This window comes from Pseudomonas sp. MPC6, from assembly GCF_006094435.1.
GTDB lineage: Bacteria > Pseudomonadota > Gammaproteobacteria > Pseudomonadales > Pseudomonadaceae > Aquipseudomonas.
Window position 1 is genome coordinate 5,278,679 of record NZ_CP034783.1, and the last position, 19,744, is coordinate 5,298,422.

General features: G+C 60.3%; 19 protein-coding genes. 8 read left to right on the forward strand and 11 right to left on the reverse strand.

What is annotated here, in order from left to right; genetic code table 11:
• Positions 1-6: 6 nt before the first annotated feature.
• Positions 7-918 carry a DMT family transporter gene (locus ELQ88_RS26395; RefSeq protein WP_138968713.1) on the forward strand — a complete coding sequence of 304 codons (912 nt, stop codon included), beginning with the start codon at positions 7-9 and terminating at the stop codon, positions 916-918.
• Positions 919-1,053: 135 nt separating this feature from the next.
• Here ELQ88_RS26395 and ELQ88_RS26400 read toward each other — a convergent pair whose 3' ends face one another.
• The 5 genes from ELQ88_RS26400 to ELQ88_RS26420 all read right to left on the reverse strand — a co-directional run bounded on the left by ELQ88_RS26400 (position 1,054) and on the right by ELQ88_RS26420 (position 7,418).
• Positions 1,054-2,634, reverse strand: coding sequence for an aldehyde dehydrogenase (NADP(+)) (locus ELQ88_RS26400; RefSeq protein ID WP_138968714.1), 1,581 nt, complete (start codon positions 2,632-2,634; stop codon positions 1,054-1,056).
• 120 nt (positions 2,635-2,754) lie between these two features.
• Positions 2,755-3,750 carry an AraD1 family protein gene (araD1, locus tag ELQ88_RS26405; RefSeq protein ID WP_138968715.1) on the reverse strand — a complete coding sequence of 332 codons (996 nt, stop codon included), beginning with the start codon at positions 3,748-3,750 and terminating at the stop codon, positions 2,755-2,757.
• Between the two features lie 56 nt (positions 3,751-3,806).
• Positions 3,807-4,982, reverse strand: coding sequence for an L-rhamnonate dehydratase (locus ELQ88_RS26410; protein ID WP_128872047.1), 1,176 nt, complete (start codon positions 4,980-4,982; stop codon positions 3,807-3,809).
• A 478-nt stretch (positions 4,983-5,460) separates the two neighbouring features.
• A complete protein-coding gene (locus ELQ88_RS26415) occupies positions 5,461-6,465 on the reverse strand; it encodes a 4-hydroxythreonine-4-phosphate dehydrogenase PdxA (protein ID WP_138968716.1) in 1,005 nt (334 codons plus the stop codon).
• Complete coding sequence (locus ELQ88_RS26420) at positions 6,462-7,418, reverse strand: amidohydrolase (RefSeq protein ID WP_138968717.1); 957 nt, start codon at positions 7,416-7,418, stop codon at positions 6,462-6,464. Before ELQ88_RS26420 ends, ELQ88_RS26415 begins: the two co-directional genes overlap by 4 nt.
• A gap of 350 nt (positions 7,419-7,768) precedes the next feature.
• Between ELQ88_RS26420 and ELQ88_RS26425 the strand changes: the two genes are divergently transcribed.
• The 4 genes from ELQ88_RS26425 to ELQ88_RS26440 all read left to right on the forward strand — a co-directional run bounded on the left by ELQ88_RS26425 (position 7,769) and on the right by ELQ88_RS26440 (position 11,909).
• Positions 7,769-8,785 carry a tripartite tricarboxylate transporter substrate binding protein gene (locus ELQ88_RS26425; RefSeq protein WP_138968718.1) on the forward strand — a complete coding sequence of 339 codons (1,017 nt, stop codon included), beginning with the start codon at positions 7,769-7,771 and terminating at the stop codon, positions 8,783-8,785.
• Positions 8,786-8,838: 53 nt separating this feature from the next.
• Complete coding sequence (locus ELQ88_RS26430; protein WP_138968719.1) at positions 8,839-9,372, forward strand: tripartite tricarboxylate transporter TctB family protein; 534 nt, start codon at positions 8,839-8,841, stop codon at positions 9,370-9,372.
• Positions 9,369-10,898 (forward strand): tripartite tricarboxylate transporter permease, encoded by a 1,530-nt coding sequence (locus ELQ88_RS26435; RefSeq protein WP_128872042.1) that lies wholly within the window; start codon positions 9,369-9,371, stop codon positions 10,896-10,898. The genes ELQ88_RS26430 and ELQ88_RS26435 overlap by 4 nt, the downstream gene beginning before the upstream one ends.
• A 69-nt stretch (positions 10,899-10,967) precedes the next feature.
• Entirely contained in the window at positions 10,968-11,909 is a 942-nt protein-coding gene (locus ELQ88_RS26440) for a LysR family transcriptional regulator (RefSeq protein WP_128872041.1), read from the forward strand.
• Positions 11,910-11,946: 37 nt separating this feature from the next.
• Here ELQ88_RS26440 and ELQ88_RS26445 read toward each other — a convergent pair whose 3' ends face one another.
• The 4 genes from ELQ88_RS26445 to cysK form a co-directional block, all read right to left on the reverse strand.
• A complete protein-coding gene (locus tag ELQ88_RS26445) occupies positions 11,947-12,810 on the reverse strand; it encodes a DMT family transporter (protein WP_138968720.1) in 864 nt (287 codons plus the stop codon).
• A 95-nt stretch (positions 12,811-12,905) separates the two neighbouring features.
• Positions 12,906-13,070, reverse strand: a complete 165-nt coding sequence (locus tag ELQ88_RS34380; protein ID WP_168187379.1) for a hypothetical protein — start codon at positions 13,068-13,070, stop codon at positions 12,906-12,908.
• 221 nt (positions 13,071-13,291) lie between these two features.
• Positions 13,292-14,230 (reverse strand): aspartyl/asparaginyl beta-hydroxylase domain-containing protein, encoded by a 939-nt coding sequence (locus ELQ88_RS26450; RefSeq protein ID WP_138968721.1) that lies wholly within the window; start codon positions 14,228-14,230, stop codon positions 13,292-13,294.
• Between the two features lie 293 nt (positions 14,231-14,523).
• A complete protein-coding gene (gene cysK / locus ELQ88_RS26455) occupies positions 14,524-15,498 on the reverse strand; it encodes a cysteine synthase A (protein ID WP_138968722.1) in 975 nt (324 codons plus the stop codon).
• Positions 15,499-15,624: 126 nt separating this feature from the next.
• Between cysK and ELQ88_RS26460 the strand changes: the two genes are divergently transcribed.
• Positions 15,625-16,701: a DUF748 domain-containing protein gene (locus ELQ88_RS26460; protein ID WP_138968723.1), complete on the forward strand. Its 1,077-nt coding sequence runs from the start codon at positions 15,625-15,627 to the stop codon at positions 16,699-16,701.
• Here ELQ88_RS26460 and ELQ88_RS26465 read toward each other — a convergent pair.
• The gene (locus tag ELQ88_RS26465; protein ID WP_128872036.1) at positions 16,698-17,198 is read right to left on the reverse strand and encodes a DUF2442 domain-containing protein; all 501 of its coding nucleotides are present in this window, start codon (positions 17,196-17,198) and stop codon (positions 16,698-16,700) included. The genes ELQ88_RS26460 and ELQ88_RS26465 overlap by 4 nt on opposite strands.
• A complete protein-coding gene (locus tag ELQ88_RS26470) occupies positions 17,186-17,416 on the reverse strand; it encodes a DUF4160 domain-containing protein (RefSeq protein WP_138968724.1) in 231 nt (76 codons plus the stop codon). Before ELQ88_RS26470 ends, ELQ88_RS26465 begins: the two co-directional genes overlap by 13 nt.
• Before the next feature lie 203 nt (positions 17,417-17,619).
• On the opposite strand from ELQ88_RS26470, the gene ELQ88_RS26475 reads away from it, so the two are divergent.
• Entirely contained in the window at positions 17,620-18,465 is an 846-nt protein-coding gene (locus tag ELQ88_RS26475; protein ID WP_128872034.1) for a MoxR family ATPase, read from the forward strand.
• 33 nt (positions 18,466-18,498) lie between these two features.
• A complete protein-coding gene (locus tag ELQ88_RS26480; RefSeq protein WP_138968725.1) occupies positions 18,499-19,677 on the forward strand; it encodes a VWA domain-containing protein in 1,179 nt (392 codons plus the stop codon).
• The last annotated feature ends 67 nt before the right edge of the window (positions 19,678-19,744 follow it).

Sequence of the window (19,744 nt, forward strand, 5' to 3'; positions counted from 1 at the left end):
ACCGCTGTGAACCTCGTCGATACTCTGCGTTTGCTGGCACTTGCCGCCATTTGGGGGGCGAGTTTCCTGTTCATGCGCATCATCGCCCCCGTGATTGGCACGGTGCCCACGGCTTTTTTCCGCGTGTCGATTGCGGCCGCCGGGTTGCTGGTGATCCTGGGCCTGATGCGCATCAGCTGGGACTTCAAAGGCAAACTCAAGACGGTGATGCTGCTGGGGATGATCAACTCCGGGATTCCCGCGACCCTCTATTCCGTCGCCGCCCAAGTGCTGCCCGCCGGTTACTCGGCGATTTTCAATGCCACGACGCCGCTGATGGGGGTGTTGATCGGCGGACTGTTCTTCCATGAAAAACTCACCGCGGCCAAGGTCGGCGGGGTATTTCTCGGCCTGTTCGGCGTCGGCATCCTGACCCGGGCCGGGCCGGTGGCGTTCGACATGGACCTGTTGATGGGCGCCCTCGCCTGCCTGCTCGCCACCACCTGCTACGGTTTCGCCGGGTTCCTCGCACGCCGTTGGCTCGACCAGGCCGGCGGTCTCGACAGCCGTCTTTCGGCGCTGGGCAGCATGCTGGGCGCGACGCTGTTGTTGCTGCCGCTGTTTGGCTACAGCGTGATCAGCCAACCGCCTGCGAGCTGGGGCGGCTGGAGTGTCTGGCTGTCGTTGCTGGGGTTGGGGCTGGTATGTACCGCGTTGGCGTACATTATTTACTTCCGCCTGCTCAGCTCGGTCGGGCCGGTGAAGTCAATGACCACGACCTTCCTGATTCCGCCGTTTGGCGTGTTGTGGGGGGCCTTGTTATTGGATGAGCCGTTGTCGATGGCGCATATTTATGGCGGGGTGTTGATTGCGGCGGCGTTGTGGATGGTGTTGAAGCCGGCTGTGGTGAAGGCTTCCAAGGTGGTTGCCCGGCAGTGATGCGGTGCTGTCGATTACGCCTTCGCTGGCAAGCCAGCTCCTACAGAGATTGGTGTCGTACACAAAATTTGTGAGCAATACCCCATCCTGTAGGAGCTGGCTTGCCAGCGAAAGCGTCAGCTCTGGCACCGACAATTACAAAGGCAGGTCACTCATCTCCCCATCCACCAACCGCCGAATCCCCAGCGGATTAGCATCCTGCAATGCCTCCGGCAACAACGCATCCGGATAATTCTGGAAGCACACCGGCCGCAGGAAACGGTCGATCGCCAGGGTCCCCACCGATGTCCCTCGCGAATCCGACGTCGCCGGATACGGCCCGCCATGCACCATCGCTTCGCACACCTCGACCCCGGTCGGATACCCATTGAGCAGAATCCGCCCGACCTTTTCCTGCAGTAATTCCGCCAGCCAGCGATACTCCGGCAGCTCCCCGGCCTCGCCAATCAACGTCGCCGTCAGTTGCCCGCGCAGGCCCTGCAGCGCTGCCGTCAGCTGCGCCCTATCCTCGACTTCAACGATGATGGTGGTCGGTCCGAAAACCTCTTCCTGCAGCCGTTCATCGCCCTTGAGCAACAGACTGACATCCGCCCGGAACACCTGCGGTTGAGCCTGACTGCCCTGTTGTGGCTTGCCCGCCAGATGCGTCAGTCCCGGATGTTCGTGCAGCTCGCCCAGGCCTTTGCTGTAGCTGACCAGCGCACCGGCGTTGAGCATGGTCTGCGGCGGTTGCTGGTTCATGCTGGCGCAAAACGTTTCGACAAAGGTGCTGAACTGTGGAGAGCGCAGGCCGATCACCAACCCCGGATTGGTGCAGAACTGACCGCAACCCAGGGTCACCGAACCGGCCAGTTGCGCGGCTATCTGTTCGCCACGCACGGCGAGAGCTTCGGGCAGCAGGAACACCGGGTTGATGCTCGACATCTCGGCAAACACCGGGATCGGCTGCGGGCGGGACGCGGCCATCTGACTCAGGGCATTGCCGCCCTTGAGCGAACCGGTGAAACCCACGGCCTGGATCGCCGGGTGCTTGACCAGCCATTCACCGACGCCACCGCCGTAGATCATGTTGAACACGCCAGCGGGCATTTCAGTACGTTCGGCAGCGCGGATGATTGCATCCGCCACCCATTCGGCGGTCGCCATGTGGCCGCTGTGCGCCTTGAATACCACCGGGCAACCGGCGGCCAGCGCGGAAGCGGTGTCACCACCGGCGGTGGAAAATGCCAGGGGAAAGTTACTCGCGCCAAATACCGCGACCGGCCCCAAGGCGATGCGGTACTGGCGCAAATCCGGACGCGGCAACGGCTGACGATCCGGCAGCGCCCGGTCAATCCGCGCGCTATAAAAATCACCACGGCGCAGGACCTTGGCGAACAGGCGCATCTGCCCGCTGGTGCGCCCGCGTTCACCTTGAATGCGCCCGGCCGGCAACGCGGTTTCGCGGCACACGATGGCGACGAAATCATCGCCCAAGGCATCGATTTCATCGGCAATGGCGTCGAGGAACTGCGCACGTTTTTCCGCGCTGAGGTTGCGGTAGATCGGGTAGGCAGCCGCGGCAGCATTGGCGGCGGCATCCACTTCGGCTTCGGTCGCCTGGAAGAAGCTGCCGGGCAGCGGCTCACCACTGGTCGCGTCGAGGCTTTGCAGCTGCAGGGTGCCGTTGGCGCTGCGCCGGCCGCCGATGTAGTTGTGTCCAAGTAGCGTGGTCATTTCGCATTTCCTTGATCGATGGCAGACCCTGTAGGAGCGAGCTTGCTCGCGAAAGAGGTACATCCGACACATTTTCTGTGCCTGTACGACCTTCGCGAGCAAGCTCGCTCCTACAAGGGGTCAGAGTGTGCGCACCTGGCCGATGGCCAATGGTTGGGCGCTTTCGCCGATGCCGTTTTCCAGCGCTGCGCCGAACTCATCGAGGCTGATCTGGAAGCGATCCCCCGGCTGGGTTTTCACCCCGTCGGCAAACGATAGCGTGGCGGTGCCGAAGTAATGCACGTGGACATCGCCCGGACGCAGGAACTGCGCGTATTTGAAGTGGTGGAATTCGAGGTTGGCAAGGCTGTGGCACATGTTGTCTTCGCCGCTGAGAAACTCCTGTTCCCAGATCGTTTCACCGTTGCGCGTGATGCGGCTGGTGCCCGCCAGGTGCCTGGGCAGTTCACCGACCCGCAGTTCCGGGCCATAGGCACAGAAGCGCAGTTTCGAATGGGCGAGGTACAGGTAATTGCGCCGCTCCATCACATGGTCGGAGAACTCGTTGCCCAGGGCAAAACCGACCCGATACGGCTGGCCGTCGTCGCCGATCACATAGAGACCGGTGAGCTCCGGTTCTTCGCCGGCATCTTCGGCAAACGGTGGCACCGGGAAGTCCGCGCCGGGGCGCACGACGATGCTGCCATCGCCCTTGTAGAACCATTCCGGCTGCGCACCGACCTGGCCGGCCGCTGGTTTGCCGCCCTCCAGGCCCCATCTGAAGATGCGCATGGTGTCGGTCATGCCGGCTTCGACCGCTCCGTCCTGCTGGTGCATCTTGTCCCGCGCCGAGGCGCTGCCCAAATGGGTCAGGCCAGTGCCGCTGATCAGGCAATGGGCCGGGTCTTCGTGGTCCAGCGGCGGCAGGACGTTGCCCTGTTGCAACAGTTGCGCGTAATCCGGGCCGGGCTCGGTGCCGCGCTGGGCGACCTCTTCTTGCAGGCTGCGCTGGGCGCGGATCGCCGCGAGTGCCAGTGCACGGGTGCTGCGGGTGTCGCGCACTACCTGGACCTGGGAACCTTCGACGAGACCGACCTGGCGCTCCCCGGCAGTGTTTTCATATTGAATCAGGCGCATGTCCGGCCCTCCAGAAAGTCGTGGATGTGTGGCGAGGCAATCCCCTCGCCACAGGATCACTCGATGATGTTGAAGTCGCCGAGGTACTCATCGGAGATTTCCAGGCCCAGGCCCGGCTTGTTGTCGTCGAGCTGGATGTAGCCGTTGACCGGTTGTGGTTCGCCCTTGAACACGTAGTAAAAGAGTTCGTTGCCGACCTCGACATCGAACACCGGGAAGAACTCGGCCATCGGCGAGGCGGTGGTGGACATGGTCAGGTGGTAGTTGTGCATCTGCCCGGCGTGCGGGATCACCGGTACTGACCAGGCTTCGGCCATGGCGTTGATCTTGCGCGCGGCAGTGATGCCGCCGACGCGGTTGGTGTCGTACTGGATCACGTCGATGGCGCGGCGTTCCAGCAGGTCCTTGAAGCCGTAGGAGGTGAATTCATGCTCGCCGCCGGAGATCGGCATGATCCCCATTTTCTTCAGCTCGATATAACCCTCGATGTCGTCGGCGATCACCGGTTCTTCAAGCCAGCGTGGTTCGAACTCGGCCAGTTTTGGCAACATGCGGCGCGCATATTCCAGGGTCCAGCCCATGTAGCATTCGAGCATGATGTCGATGTCCGGGCCGGCCAGTTCACGCAGCGCCCGCACTTGTTCGATGTTTTTGCGCATGCCCGCCGGGCCATCCTTCGGTCCATAGCCGAAACGCATTTTCAGCGCGGTGAAGCCCTGGTTCAGATAACCCTGGGCTTCTTCGAGGAACAGGTCGAGGTTGTCGTTGGCGTAGAGCTTGGAGGCGTAGGTCCAGATCTTTTCCTTGGTCCGCCCGCCGAGCAGTTTGAACACCGGCTTGTTCACGGCTTTGCCCATGATGTCCCAGATGGCGATGTCGATCGCCGAGATCGCCGCCATGCCGATGCCTTTGCGGCCCCAGGCGTGGCTCTGACGGTACATTTTCTGCCAGATGTATTCGTTGTCGAACGGGTCTTCGCCAATGGCGATCGGTGCCAGGTAGGTGTCGATGATTTCCTTGGCCACACGCGGCGCCAGGGCGCAGTTACCGATGCCGACAAGACCGGTGTCGGTCTCGACTTCCACCACCAGCCAGCCATGGAAACGGAACGAGCCCATGGCGTCGCCGCGTTCGAACAGGATGTCGCTGGCATTGGTGCAGAAGTGCGCTTGCGGGGGGACGACTTTGCCTTTCCACTCGAAAACGCGGGTTCGGATGGCTTTGATTTTCATGAATACAGTTCCTTGCGCTGCCGGCTTTTTGTAGTTGTCGGGTCGCTGCGCGGAGCCGCTCGTACGGGCCGGTCCGGGCATTCGATGGAGCGACTTTAGCCAGCGCCTGGGGGTGACGGATAATCACTTATGCGTATCCGGCGATAACCTGGGGTGATAGCAAAAACCGGTTATCCGCTAGATCGGGTTATCAGACACCACACAAAAAAAGTAGGAGCTGGCTTGCCAGCGAAAGCGGTCTGACAGTCACCTTGTGTGTGTCTGTCAGACCGCCTTCGCTGGCAAGCCAGCTCCTACAGGGGGTTTGCGTTGATCAGAAAAAGCGGGCAGCGCCAGCAATTCCTGTGGGAGCGAGCTTGCTCGCGATAGCGGTCTGACAGTCACCTCATATGTGGCTGTCAGGCCGTCTTCGCTGGAAAGCCAGCTCCTACAGGGTCCAGGGTGGACAAAGGATTGGTGTTGTTTCAGAGACCGGGTGTCAGTAGCTGTTGGCCCCCATCCGGCAGGCAATCTCGAACGCCTGACGGATCGCTCCGACATTCGCCTTGCCTTGCCCCGCGATATCGAACGCGGTGCCGTGGGCCGGCGTGGTAATCGGGATCGGCAACCCGCCTTGCACCGTCACGCCACGGGAGAACCCCATCAACTTGATCGCGATCTGTCCCTGGTCGTGATACATGGTCACCACTGCGTCGAAGGCACTGGCATCGCCCTGCACCTTGAGGAAAATCGTATCGCCGGGATAGGGGCCTTCAGCCGCAATCCCCAGCGCCTGGGCCGAGCGAACTGCCGGGCCAATGATGTCCAGCTCTTCGCGCCCGAACGAGCCGTTATCGCCGTTGTGCGGATTCAACCCACACACACCGATGCGCGGTTTCTCCAGGCCGTTGCGCTTGAGCGCAGTGTCAATCAGTTGGATCGCCTCCACTACCCGCGCCTGGGTGAGCATGCCCGGCACATCGGCCAGGGCGACGTGGGACGTCACCCGGGAAGTCCAGAGGTTATCGAGCACGTTGAATTCGCAGAACGGTCCATGGAAATCCAGCAGCTCGGCGAACCAGTGCAGCTCGTCGCTGTGGGCCATGCCGGCCATGTGCAATGAGGTCTTGTTGAGCGGCCCGAACAGCACCGCGTCGGTAGCGCCGGCCTCGGTCAGGCGCAAGGCCTTTTCCAGGGTGTCGAGGCTGTAGCGGCCGCCGATGACACTGGCTTCACTGCGCGCAAATTCGCCAATGGTGTCGCCACGAAAGTCATAGAACAGCGGCGTGTCATCGTCAAAGTCCAACTGGTCCAGAGACTCGACGCGACGATACGGAAATTCCGTCCCGGCGATGCGCATGCCACGGCGCATTTCCGCCTCGTCGGCAATCAGAATCACATTGGCCTGGCTGCGCACTTCGGGCTCGCCGAGCAGGCGGGCGATCAGTTCCGGGCCGATGCCCGCCGGGTCACCCAGGACCATGGCGATGGTTGTCTTGTTCATGCTTCACTCCTCAAGGGTTCTGGCCCTGTCCGGTCGATGGCGCAAGGCTCGCAACGATAGACCCGCTGCGCGTTGCTGTAGAACAGTCGCTCCTGATCGGCCCGCGGCAGATCGGCAACAATGGATTTGAAACCGTTGTAAATGTCATTGAATGAGCCGCACAACCCGTCCACTGGAAAGTTGCTGGCGAACATCACTCGACCGGGACCGTACATCGCGATCACTTCGCGCACGATCCAGGCATTGTCCTTGGCGCGCCATGCCTGGCCGCGCTGCCCAAGGCCGGAGATTTTCACCTGCACGTTCGGCCATTGGGCCAGCCGCGCCATCGCCAGACGCCAACCCGCCAGGCCCTCGGCACTGCGGTCGCTCGGCAACCCGGCGTGATTGAGAATCAGCGTGGTGCCGGGAAAGTCCCGGGCCAATCGTTCGGCTTCGTGCAAGTTCCACCACGGTGTCTGCAAATCGAAGTGCAGCCCCAGGCCTTGCAGTGCAGCGAAACTGCGTCGCCAATGCTCGTCGCTCATCAGGCTGCGCACATGGCCTACCTGCGCCGGCGTGGTCGGGCCGCCGGGTTTGTGGCGAACGCTGCGCACGCACTTGTAACTCGCTTGCTCGGTCATTACCGCAATGGCGTCGGGATGGTCCAGCCAGGCCTGGGCGACGATTGCATTCGGTACGCCGTAGCGGGCCGCCAGCTGTTCGATGAAGCGGGTTTCGCCAATCGGGTCTTGCGGGTCCCATTCGGTCTCGATATACACCGTCTTCACCACATCATGAGGACCGGCATCGGCGAAGTAATCCTCAGGAAAATAGCGACGCTTGAGCGCACTGTAATCACCGTAGCGAAACGGGATGTTGGCCTCGGGCGCCAGCCAGGGATGGCCATTGATCGACGGGTCCCAGAAGTGATGATGGGCGTCGATGATCGGTCCATTCCAAAGCTCACCCATGGGGCACCTCGTCGAGGTTGATGATCGGTTCTGACGAGCACTATCGAAGGCCCATTGATAACCGTCCAATCAAAACTTGAGATAAGGCGATAGCCTTGGGTTATGTCACGCCCTGTTTTCAGCGGGCTTTCAGGATATTGCGCCTACGCCGACTTTCCACTCAAATGGCTCTGGCGCAAAGCTCCTGGCGACATGGGCGATTTTACTCGTAGCGACCTATAACCCCAGGCTATCGGCGTATGTATTGTTTTGACTAGACGCGGGCCGTGCGCCTTCCCACACTCAGGCCAGGCTTGCAACTTTCACCACCGACAAGTCGCTCATAACAACTACAAAAACGAGGCCCTTCCATGCGAAATGCATTCGTCCGTCGCACATCCCGTCTGGCTCTTGGCTGCACGCTGGTCGCTGCCGGCGCCCTTCCCGCTCTGGCCCACGCCGCCTGGCAACCGGACAAGAACGTCGAAATCGTCGTCGCCGGCGGTCCCGGAGGCGGTACCGACCAACTGGGTCGCCTGATCCAGTCGATCATCACCACCCACAAGTTCCTCGACGTCAATACCATCGTCCTGAACAAAGGCGGCGGCAATGGTGCCGAAGCCTTTCTCGACCTGAAAATGAACAAGGGCGACCCGGAAAAACTGGTGATCGGCACCAACAACATCTACCTGTTGCCGCTGGTGTCCAAGCTCGGTTATCAATGGCAGGAACTGACCCCGGTCGCGGCCGTGGCCGAGGATGACTTCATTCTCTGGAGCTATAAAGGCGCACCGTGGAAAGATGCCAAGGACTTCTATGAAGCAGCCAAGGCCGACCCGTCGAAACTGCGCATGGGCGGCAGCCAGTCCAAGGATGTCGACCAGACCCTGACCCTGCTGCTGAACCAGACCAACAACAGCAAACTGGTGTACATCCCGTTCAAGAGCGGCAGTGAAGCCGCGACCCAACTGGCCGGCAAGCACATCGCCGCCAACGTCAACAACCCCAGCGAAAGCATCAGCCAATGGCGTGGCGACCAGGTCGAGCCGCTCTGCGTGTTCAGTAAGGAGCGCATGAGCTACACCGAGAAAGTCGCCGGCGATAAATCCTGGGCCGACGTTCCGACCTGCCACGAACAGGGCCTGGGCATCGACCAGTACCGCTTCCCGCGCACCGTGTTCATGCCCGGCGAAGTCACCGCCGAACAGCGCGCGTTCTATGTCGAATTGATGCGCAAAGTCACCGAGACTCCGGAATTCAAGGCCTACGTCAAGCAGAACGCGTTGGTGCCGACGTTCCTCGAAGGCGAGCCACTGACCGCCTACATCGAGAAAGACACCGCGCGCGTTACCCCGGTGTTCAAGGAAGCCGGCTGGCTGAAAAACTGAGTTGCCCGCGGCCGTCCGCCTGCGCACGGCCGTCACCTGCTGGAGGTGTTTGCATGTCCCATTCTTCGGATTCACCGGCGCTGGTCGGTACCCGCTGGGTCGAACTCGGTCTGACACTCTTCACCACGCTGATCGGCGTGGTGGTGATGTACGGCAGCGTCGAACAAGGTATTGGCTGGGGCGATTCCGGCCCCGAGCCGGGTTACTTCCCCTTTTACATCGGCCTGCTGTTGAGCGCCGCGAGTGTGGGCAACGGCGTATTGACCCTGGTGCGCTGGCAAGCGCTGAGCATTTCATTCGTCAGTCGCCCTGCATTCAGGCAAGTGCTGTCGGTGTTCATCCCGATTGCGCTGTTCGTCGCGGCCATGCCGCTGACCGGTATCTATGTGGCCTCGGCCTGTTTCATCGCCTGGTTCATGTGGCATGACAAAACCCGGGGCAAACCCTATGGCAAGTTGATGATCGCGACTATATCCCTCGGTGCAGTCCTCGCCAGCTACCTGATTTTCGCACTGTGGTTCAAGGTCCCGCTGGATGCCGGCCCTCTTGGCGACTGGATTGCCCTGGCCGGGAGACAATTCAAATGAGCGAGTTCGATTCCCTGCTGCAAGGCATGAACCTGATCCTGACCCCCGGCCATATCGGCCTGATGGTGATCGGCGTGCTGCTGGGCATCCTGGTCGGCGTATTGCCTGGCCTCGGCGCCCCCAATGGCGTGGCGTTGCTGCTGCCGCTGACGTTCACCATGTCGCCGGTGTCGGCGATCATCCTGTTGTCGTGCATGTATTGGGGCGCGCTGTTCGGCGGCTCGATCACCTCGATCCTGTTCAACATCCCCGGTGAGCCCTCATCGGTGGCGACCACCTTCGACGGCTACCCGATGGCCCGCGAAGGCCGCGCCGCCGAAGCGCTGACCGCCGCCTTCAGTTCGGCGTTGATCGGGGCGCTGGCCGGGGTCCTGCTGCTGACGTTCCTGTCGACGCGGATTGCCGAATTCGCCATGTCTTTCAGTTCGCCGGAGTTCTTCGCGGTGTACCTGCTGGCATTCTGCACCTTCATCGGCATGAGCAAGAACCCGCCGCTGAAAACCGTGGTGGCGATGATGATCGGCTTCGCCATGGCCGCGGTCGGCATGGACACGGTCTCGGGCAACCTGCGCCTGACCTTCGACCAGCCGGCCCTGATGACCGGCATCAGTTTCGAAGTGGCGGTGATCGGCCTGTTCGGCATTGGCGAAATCCTCTGCACGGTCGAGGAAGGCCTGGTGTTCCGCGGCGAGCATGCGCGCATCACACCGATGGTGATCCTGCGCACCTGGGCCAAGTTGCCACGTTACTGGTGGACCATCGTGCGCAGCACCCTGGTCGGCTGCTGGATGGGCATCACGCCTGGCGGGCCGACTGCGGCATCGTTCATGAGCTATAGCCTGGCGCGACGTTTCTCGAAGAACCGCGAAAACTTCGGCAAGGGGGAACTCGAAGGCGTGATCGCCCCGGAAACCGCCGACCATGCGGCCGGCACCAGCGCGCTGCTGCCCATGCTGACCCTGGGCATTCCCGGTTCGGCCACCGCCGCCGTGATGCTCGGCGGGCTGATGATCTGGGGCCTGCACCCGGGCCCGACGCTGTTCGTCGAACAACATGACTTCGTCTGGGGCCTGATCGCGAGCATGTACCTGGGCAACGTGGTAAGTCTGATCGTGGTGCTGGCCACCGTGCCGCTGTTCGCGTCGATCCTGCGCATTCCGTTCTCGATCATTGCACCGATCATCATCATGGTCTGCGCCATCGGTGCCTACTCGGTGCACAACTCGTTCTTCGACGTGGTGCTGATGCTCGGCTTCGGTGCGCTGGGTTATCTGTTCAAGAAACTCGGCTACCCGATCGCACCGCTGGTGCTGGCCGCAGTTCTGGGGGACAAGGCCGAAGATGCCTTCCGTCAGTCGATGCTGTTCTCCGATGGTCAGATCGGGATCTTCTGGTCGAACCCGTTGGTGGGCGGCCTGACCACGGCAGCGCTGCTGATGCTGTTCTGGCCGCTGATTTCCAAGGCGCTGCAAACCCTGACGGGCCTGCGCAAACCCCAGGTCGCCAAGCCAAAATCGGTGCTGTGACACAGCAATGCTGGCAACGCCTGACATTTGTTGTCAGGCTTGCCGCAGTCCTTTTTCGCGAGCGCGACCATGACCCGAATTCCTGTTGCCAATGTGATCCACAGTCGACTGCGATTGCGTCAGCTACGGCTGATGCTGGCGTTGCAGGAATTCGGTTCGTTGCGACGCGCCGCCGACCACATCGGCATGACGCAACCGGCGGCGACCAAGATGCTGCACGAAGCCGAGGACTTGCTGGGCGTGGAGCTCTTCGAGCGACTGCCCCGGGGCATGCGTTCTACCCCGTTCGGGGAAACCGTCACGTATTACGCACGCATGGTGTTCGCCGAAATCAGCGGCATGCGTGAAGAGCTGGTTGCACTTGAATCCGGCAACCTTGGGCGGGTCGCGGTCGGGGCGATTCCGGCGCTGGCCTCCGGGCTGTTGACCCGGACCATCGCGACCTTGAAACAAAGCCATCCACGGTTATCCATGAGCATCCAGGTCGACACCAGCGACGTGCTGGTGCAGGCACTGTTGCAGGATCAACTGGATATCGTATTGGGCCGGATTCCGGCGGGTGCGCGGGCCGAGGAGTTGCTGTTCGACAGCTTGGGTGAAGAAGCGCTCTGCGTGATTGCCGGTGCGCAAAATCCCCTGGCCAAAGAAACACAGCTGAGCTGGGCGGAACTGCAGAACATGACCTGGGTGCTGCAACAGCATCCAAGCCCGATGCGCTCGATCATCAATCAGGTGTTCCACAATGCACGGGTCGATATCCCCAGCAGCATTGTCGAAACCACCTCGATCATGACCCTGCTGTCGTTGATCCAGCAGACCGACATGCTCGGTGTGACACCGGTGTCGGTGGTCGAGGACTATCCGGGCCGTCATCTGCTGGCCGTGTTGCCGATCAAGTTCGAAGCCCGGCTGCCCCCCTATGGGCTGATCACCCGGCGTCATCGCATTCAATCGTCGGCGATGCAGGCGTTCATGAATTCAGTGCGGGCGGAACATGCGCAAGCCAAGTAGCAAGGCCCCGGGGCATGCCCCGGAGCCTTGTTTTGCTTCAAGCGGTTTTACGGAAGACGAACACCAGACCAACGATGATCAGCAACATGCCAAGCACGCTCAAGGCCGCCAGGCGATTGCCAAAAATCAGGTAGTCCATGACTGCCGTCACCGCGGGTACCAGGTAGAAAAGACTGGTGACATTCACCAGGTTGCCCCGGGCTATCAGCCGATACAGCAGCAACGTCGCCAGCACCGACACCACCAGTCCCATCCACAACACCGGCACGATGAACCCGCTGCCGTATTCGAAACGGAAAGGCTGGAACGGCACGAAGATCCCGCAGAGCAACAGCCCGGCGAGGTACTGCACCGGCAGCGTGCCGAGGGGATTGTCGGTGATGCGCTTTTGCATGATCGAGCCGAAGGTCATGCTCGCCAGTGCCAGCAAACCGAAGAGCATGCCCGCCAGCGACATGCCGGCCAGACCGATGCCTTGGTAGACCACCATGATCAACCCGGTCAGACCCAGCGCCAGACCGAACATCCGGCTCCACGAACGCTGACGCTCCATCAGCACCACGGTGAGGATCGGTTGCACGCCCATGATGGTTGCCATCACGCCGGGCGTGACTTTCAGGTCCAGGGCCAGCAGATAGAAAATCTGATAAGCGCCCAGTAACACCACGCCCGTGGCCATTGCATACATCATCGGTTTGCCGCCCTTGGGCAATTTCAGTTTGAGCAATGGCATCAACAGCACCAGCCCGCACAACGCGATGGCGAAGCGAATCAGCAGAAATGCGAAGGGCGACGCGTGCGCCAGGCCCCATTTGGAGAAGATCGCCCCGCTGCTCCACAGCAGGACGAACAGGCTCGTGGACGCCGCCGCGAGCGCGGTTTTTTTCGAAAGGACAAACATGAATGCCACCTGTAGTCAGGCAAAAAGCCAACTCAGCCGAAGCTGAAATCCAGTAGTTTTTTCAAGCGGGCACGGGGAACAGCAGAAAAAACTGATCAGCCCGAAATGCCGACGCCTGGCGGTGATACGACTGCGCACACCGGCGTGCTGCTGACAGGTGGGGGGTAATGACTGATCTGCACCGGTTGCTGGTTCCCGCACGGCACGACGCCAGCGTTGACCGCTGAATCGACTACCGCGTTGATGAGGGAAGCTGGCATGGGCTGATCTTTTTTGAGGGGTGGATCGGTGGTTTGGAGAACGACCGAGCGCCGACTATAACCAGCGCGTGGCATGGATTGCAATAACGCTCTGTAGGAGCGAGCTTGCTCGCGATGGACGTTAACGATAATGCGTTTTTTCTGGGTAAACGCGTAGTCCTTGAATCCATCGCGAGCAAGCTCGCTCCTACAGGGACCGATATTCTATTCGGGAATAGGCATCAGCCAAACAGCCAATAACCCAACAACGTCAGGACTACGACCGCCAGCATCGGTCGCATCACGCGGTAAGCCTTGGGGTTGCGGCGCTTCCACTGTTTGATCCCGCCACTGAAGCTGTCGCCGAAGTTCTTGCTCCAGGCATAGGCCTGGTTGATCCCGCCAACACGTTCGTCATCCAGGTTCTGCGGTGCGGTGGCACGCCCCAGGAAGCCACTGACCCAACGGTTGATGCGGGTCATGAAGCGGTTGCTCAATGGGCGTTCGACATCGCAGAACAGGATGACCCGGGTCTTCTCGGTTTCGTTCTTGACCCAGTGCACATAGGTCTCGTCGAACATCACGTCCTCGCCATCGCGCCAGGCGTAAATCTGACCATCGACGAAAATGCGGCAGTCGTCGGAGTTCGGCGTCGACAGTCCCAAGTGATAACGCAGGGAGCCGGCAAATGGATCGCGGTGCGGGTTGAGGTGACTGCCGCCCGGCAGCAAGGCGAACATGGCGCCTTTGACGTTGGGAATGCCGCTGAGCAGGGCCACGGTTTTTGGGCACAGGGTTTGTGCCGACGGCAGCGGTTTGTCATACCACTTGAGATAGAAGCGCTTCCAGCCCTTCTTGAAGAACGAGCCGAAACCGGCATCGTTGTTCTTCTCGGCAGCGCGGATGTAGCCCTCGTCGAACAGGTGCATCGCTTCGTCGCGGATGACTTCCCAGTTGTCCTTGAGTACATCCAGTTCGGGGAATTTGCTGCGGTCCAGATAGGGCCTGGACGGTACGCTGGAGAACAGGTACATCAAGGCGTTATAGGGGGCAAACAGCGCCGAGTGATTGACGAACTGACGCAGCACCGGCAATCGTGCCTTGCCGCGCAAATGCACATAAAGAGTACTGCTCAGAAACAGCAGCAACAGCGACGCCTTCGCGGCAAGGGAAAAGGTCATCAGCAACTCCTTGATAGTCGACAACTCTGCACAACGCCATTTACCCGACGTGGCAGTCGGCATGATAAACATTACCGGCTGCAGGAAAAACCGCATAACTCAACATTCAGTGTTGAGGAATTTGCAACAAAGCACTTCTAACACAAGGTTCCTGAAGGGGGGCTGACCTGAGTCAACCGCCCTTTCACAAGATAAAAAACAAGATTAGAAACCAGATCAAAAGATCGCAGCCTGCGGCAGCTCCTACACAATCTCCCGGATTGGCGCAGCCTGCGATCTTTTGATTTTTTCAGTTACTGCTGAGTCTCCTGCTCGGTAAACAGATCACTGAACAACATGCTCGACAGGTAGCGCTCGCCGGAATCGGGCAGGATCACCACGATGGTCTTGCCCTGCATCTCCGGGGTTTCCGCCAGTCGGACCGCTACAGCCATCGCCGCGCCAGAGGAGATCCCGCACAGAATGCCTTCTTCCTGCATCAAACGCAGGGCCATGGCCTTGGACTCTTCGTCGCTGACCAGCTCGACCCGATCGACCATCGACAGGTCCAGGTTCTTCGGCACGAAGCCGGCCCCGATACCCTGGATCTTGTGCGGGCTCGGCTTGATCTCCTCCCCGGCCAGCGCCTGACTGATGACCGGCGATGACACCGGCTCCACGGCCACCGAAATGATCGGTTTGCCCTGGGTATTCTTGATATACCGCGAAACCCCGGTAATGGTTCCACCCGTTCCGACGCCCGCCACCAATACATCGACCGCACCATCGGTATCGTTCCAGATTTCCGGGCCGGTGGTTTTCTCGTGAATGGCCGGGTTGGCCGGATTGTCGAACTGTGCGGGCATGAAATAGTTGGACGGGGCGCTGGCAACAATTTCAGCTGCTTTCTCGATCGCACCCTTCATGCCCTTGGCCGGTTCGGTCAAGACCAGATCGGCACCGAGCGCCTTGAGCACTTTGCGTCGCTCGATGCTCATGGAGGACGGCATGGTCAGCATCAACTTGTAACCACGCGCCGCGGCAACGAACGCGAGGCCGATACCGGTATTGCCCGAGGTCGGCTCGACGATGGTCATGCCTGCTTTGAGTTTGCCGGAGCTTTCGGCGTCCCAGATCATGTTCGCGCCGATCCGGCACTTGACCGAATAACCCGGGTTGCGCCCTTCGGTCTTGGCCAGGATGGTCACGCCGCGCGGGGCGATGCGGTTGATCTGCACCAGCGGCGTATTGCCGATGGAATGGGCGTTGTCAGCGAAAATACGGCTCATGGCTGGGTCCTTGTACAGCATTGAATAAGCCCTCCAAGGTATGCCTGTTGCCTGTGGTCGTCCAGTCAGTCGAACGTCCGGTTACAACCACAGTCAATGGCTTTACATCACCAGAGATTTGCCATCATGAAACGGAGATACCGTTGGCCGCTGTGGACGCTAGCCGGCCTGGTCGTACTGCTGATAGCCCTGCATTTCGCCCTGCCCTACATGGTGCGCAACTACCTGAACGACAAGCTGGCGGACATGGGCGACTACCGTGGCCAGATCGTCGACGTGGACCTGGCCCTGTGGCGCGGCGCTTATAAAATCAACGGGCTGAAAATCGTCAAGGTCGACGGCAAGGTCCCGGTGCCCTTCGTCAACGCGCCGCTGATCGACCTCGCCGTCAGTTGGCACTCGCTCTGGTACGACCACGCGGTGGTGGCCGAGGTGCAGTTCATCAAGCCCGAAGTGAACTTCGTCGACGGTGGGGCCAACAAGCAAAATTCCCAGACCGGCCAGGGCACCGACTGGCGGGCGCAACTGGGCAAGTTGCTGCCGATCACCCTGAACGAAGTGCGCATCACCGACGGCAAGATCAGCTTTCGAAATTTCAATTCAAAACCGCCGGTCAACATGAATGCCACCCAGGTCGACGCCAGCATCTATAACCTGACCAACGTGGCCGACACCGAAGGAAGACGCGACGCTCGCTTCGAAGGCAAGGCGATGTTGCTGGGACATGCACCCTTGGAAACCACCGCCACCTTCGACCCGCTGAGCAATTTCGAAGACTTCGAATTCCGGCTGCGCGCCAGGGGCATCGAACTCAAGCGCATGAACGACTTCGCCTCCGCCTACGGCAAGTTCGATTTCAACGCCGGTCATGGCGATGTGGTGATCGAGGCGCAGGCCAAAAAGGCAAAATTGACGGGTTACATCAAACCGCTGTTGAAGGACGTGGACGTGTTCAATTGGCAGCAGGACGTCGAGAACAAGGACAAAGGAATCTTCCGTTCCATCTGGGAGGCCATCGTCGGCGGCTCCGAAACCGTATTGAAAAACCAGGGCAAGAACCAGTTTGCCACCCGCGTTGAATTGAGCGGCAATGTGCATCGGCAGGATGTCAGCGCGTTCCAGGCGTTTTTGCAGATTTTACGCAATGGTTTCATTCAGGCATTCAATGCCCGGTATGAACAGCCGAAGCCGGATGCGGGTTAAGGTTTGCGCGTGACGGTATAGCGACCGGTCTCCTCAGCCGCTCGCGCCGGGTCTCGCTGCTGCAAAAAATCCCAGCCCAGACACGCCAGGGCCAACGATCGCGGCACTGCTTCACGGCCACTGCTGTAGCGCGTGATGCTTCGGGCGCTGACGCCCAGCGCCTCGGCCGCCTGGTTGAGCGGTAACCCGGTGCGAGCGCGCCAATCGATGAAAATCCGGGTGTTTTCGTCCGAGGCGTTTTGTGCAAGCGCATCCAGGTAGAGCGTGTCGGCACCAATCTGGATGTCCAGTTCAGGCCACTCGACACACCAGCCATCGTCGCCCAGGGTTGCACCTTCGAAAGCGCCGGGCTCCAGCAAGGGCTGCAAGCCTGGATAGGCGCGCAGGTCACGACTTAGATCGAGGGTCAGTTGCCGGCCGTCGATAAAGGTCAGTGCGAGGCGATAATCCGGCAATGCCTGCAAGGCCGACAGCCGCGGTCGTTTCATGGGTAACATCGTTTCCAGTCCTCCAGCAATTGCACTTGATGAGCCCTGACCCACTCCAGCGCTTCCTTGATGATCAGCGGCGGCGCCTGGCCCATCATCACTTCGACGGTTTCCAGACTCAGCACCACATCCAGACCGCCACCGGTGAGGTGGACATGGGGCGGCGGATGATCCTTTTCGCGCAACTGGATGCGGTACTTATCGCGAAATCGATATTTAGTAGACATGCCCGGCACGCTATCGCCAAAATGACGATACCTCAATACTGGCCTGGCGCCGAGACTGAGTCAAGATGTGACGCCCCATTCAGAGACTGAATAACCCGTCCGCGTTCACAGTGGACCGGGCGCCGCGTTATAGTCGGGGTACTACACATTATTACGCCCCGCCCTGCCTCGTCAGGTCGGCGTTAACGTTCGAGGATTAGCAGATGAAGTTCGAAGGCACCCAGGCCTACGTTGCCACCGATGACCTGAAGCTGGCAGTCAACGCCGCCATTACCCTGGAGCGTCCGCTGCTGGTCAAGGGCGAACCGGGCACCGGCAAGACCATGCTCGCCGAGCAACTGGCCGAGTCCTTCGGCGCCAAGCTCATCACCTGGCACATCAAGTCCACCACCAAGGCGCATCAGGGCCTGTACGAGTATGACGCGGTCAGCCGCCTGCGCGATTCGCAACTGGGCACGGAAAGGGTCCACGACGTTCGCAACTACCTGAAAAAGGGCAAGCTCTGGGAGGCTTTCGAGGCCGAAGAGCGGGTGATCCTGCTGATCGACGAGATCGACAAGGCCGACATCGAGTTCCCGAACGACCTGCTGCAAGAACTCGACAAGATGGAGTTCTACGTTTACGAGATCGACGAGACCATCAAGGCCAGGAAACGCCCGATCATCATCATTACTTCCAACAACGAAAAAGAACTGCCGGACGCGTTTCTTCGCCGCTGCTTCTTCCACTACATCGCCTTTCCGGATCGCGTCACGATGCAGCGGATCGTCGACGTGCATTACCCGAACATCAAGAAAGACCTGGTCAGCGAAGCGCTGGATGTGTTCTTCGATGTACGCAAGGTGCCGGGCCTGAAGAAAAAGCCGTCGACCTCCGAACTGGTGGACTGGCTGAAGCTGCTGATGGCCGACAACATCGGCGAAGCGGTGCTGCGCGAGCGCGATCCGACCAAGGCCATCCCACCGCTGGCCGGCGCCCTGGTGAAGAACGAACAGGACGTGCAGTTGCTTGAGCGCCTGGCGTTCATGAGCCGTCGCGGCACTCGCTGATCCCTCTGTTTAACCAGATAGAGGGCGATAGCCATGCTGCTCAACCTGTTCAATGAAATGCGCGCAGCCAAGGTCCCGGTCTCGGTGCGCGAGCTGCTGGACCTGATCAACGCGCTGAAACACCGGGTGACGTTCGCCGACATGGATGAGTTCTATTACCTGGCCCGGGCGATCCTGGTAAAGGACGAAAAGCATTTCGACAAGTTCGACCGCGCGTTCGGTGCCTACTTCAATGGCCTGGAAAAACTCGACGACCACCTCCAGGCCTTGATCCCGGAAGACTGGTTGCGCAAGGAATTCGAACGCTCCCTGAGCGATGAAGAGCGCGCGCAGATCCAGTCCCTCGGCGGCCTGGACAAGTTGATCGAAGAATTCAAGAAACGCCTGGAAGAACAGAAGGAACGCCATGCCGGTGGCAACAAGTGGATCGGCACCGGCGGCACCAGCCCGTTCGGCTCCGGCGGTTTCAACCCCGAGGGCATTCGGGTCGGCGATGCCGGCAAGCGCCAGGGCAAGGCGGTCAAGGTCTGGGATCAGCGCGAGTACAAGAACCTCGACGACTCGGTGGAACTGGGCACGCGCAATATCAAGGTCGCTTTGCGCCGGCTGCGCAAATTCGCGCGCCAGGGTGCGGCGGAAGAGCTGGACATCGATGGCACCATCGACCACACCGCACGCGATGCCGGGCTGCTGAACATCCAGATGCGGCCCGAGCGGCGCAACACCGTCAAGCTGTTGCTGCTGTTCGACATCGGCGGCTCGATGGACGCGCATGTGAAGATCTGCGAGGAATTATTTTCGGCCTGCAAGACCGAGTTCAAGCACCTGGAGTACTTCTACTTCCACAACTTCATTTATGAATCGGTGTGGAAGAACAACATGCGCCGAAGCTCCGAACGCACCTCGACCCAGGATTTGCTGCACAAGTACGGCGCCGACTACAAAGTGATCTTCATTGGCGACGCCGCCATGGCGCCCTACGAAATCACCCAGCCCGGCGGCAGCGTCGAACACTGGAACGAAGAAGCGGGTTATGTGTGGATGCAGCGGTTCAAGGAGAAGTACAAGAAGCTCATCTGGATTAACCCGTATCCGAAAGATACCTGGGGGTATACCTCGTCGACCAACATTGTGCGGGAACTGATTGACGATCAGATGTACCCGTTGACGTTGCGGGGGCTGGAAGAGGCGATGCGGTTTCTTTCCAAATAGAAATGCATTGCCTGCAAGGGCCTCTTCGTCGGAACGCCGCCCGGAGCAAGCCCGCGCCCACATTGGA

Coding starts and splice junctions, on each gene's coding strand:
- ELQ88_RS26450 (WP_138968721.1), bottom strand. CDS start 14,230: ATGACCTTTTCCCTTGCCGCGAAGGCGTCGCTGTTGCTGCTGTTTCTG.
- ELQ88_RS26435 (WP_128872042.1), top strand. CDS start 9,369: ATGAGCGAGTTCGATTCCCTGCTGCAAGGCATGAACCTGATCCTGACC.
- ELQ88_RS26430 (WP_138968719.1), top strand. CDS start 8,839: ATGTCCCATTCTTCGGATTCACCGGCGCTGGTCGGTACCCGCTGGGTC.
- ELQ88_RS26440 (WP_128872041.1), top strand. CDS start 10,968: ATGACCCGAATTCCTGTTGCCAATGTGATCCACAGTCGACTGCGATTG.
- ELQ88_RS34380 (WP_168187379.1), bottom strand. CDS start 13,070: ATGCCAGCTTCCCTCATCAACGCGGTAGTCGATTCAGCGGTCAACGCT.
- ELQ88_RS26420 (WP_138968717.1), bottom strand. CDS start 7,418: ATGGGTGAGCTTTGGAATGGACCGATCATCGACGCCCATCATCACTTC.
- ELQ88_RS26415 (WP_138968716.1), bottom strand. CDS start 6,465: ATGAACAAGACAACCATCGCCATGGTCCTGGGTGACCCGGCGGGCATC.
- ELQ88_RS26465 (WP_128872036.1), bottom strand. CDS start 17,198: ATGTTACCCATGAAACGACCGCGGCTGTCGGCCTTGCAGGCATTGCCG.
- ELQ88_RS26480 (WP_138968725.1), top strand. CDS start 18,499: ATGCTGCTCAACCTGTTCAATGAAATGCGCGCAGCCAAGGTCCCGGTC.
- ELQ88_RS26470 (WP_138968724.1), bottom strand. CDS start 17,416: ATGTCTACTAAATATCGATTTCGCGATAAGTACCGCATCCAGTTGCGC.
- araD1 (WP_138968715.1), bottom strand. CDS start 3,750: ATGCGCCTGATTCAATATGAAAACACTGCCGGGGAGCGCCAGGTCGGT.
- ELQ88_RS26410 (WP_128872047.1), bottom strand. CDS start 4,982: ATGAAAATCAAAGCCATCCGAACCCGCGTTTTCGAGTGGAAAGGCAAA.
- ELQ88_RS26460 (WP_138968723.1), top strand. CDS start 15,625: ATGAAACGGAGATACCGTTGGCCGCTGTGGACGCTAGCCGGCCTGGTC.
- ELQ88_RS26475 (WP_128872034.1), top strand. CDS start 17,620: ATGAAGTTCGAAGGCACCCAGGCCTACGTTGCCACCGATGACCTGAAG.
- ELQ88_RS26445 (WP_138968720.1), bottom strand. CDS start 12,810: ATGTTTGTCCTTTCGAAAAAAACCGCGCTCGCGGCGGCGTCCACGAGC.
- ELQ88_RS26400 (WP_138968714.1), bottom strand. CDS start 2,634: ATGACCACGCTACTTGGACACAACTACATCGGCGGCCGGCGCAGCGCC.
- cysK (WP_138968722.1), bottom strand. CDS start 15,498: ATGAGCCGTATTTTCGCTGACAACGCCCATTCCATCGGCAATACGCCG.
- ELQ88_RS26425 (WP_138968718.1), top strand. CDS start 7,769: ATGCGAAATGCATTCGTCCGTCGCACATCCCGTCTGGCTCTTGGCTGC.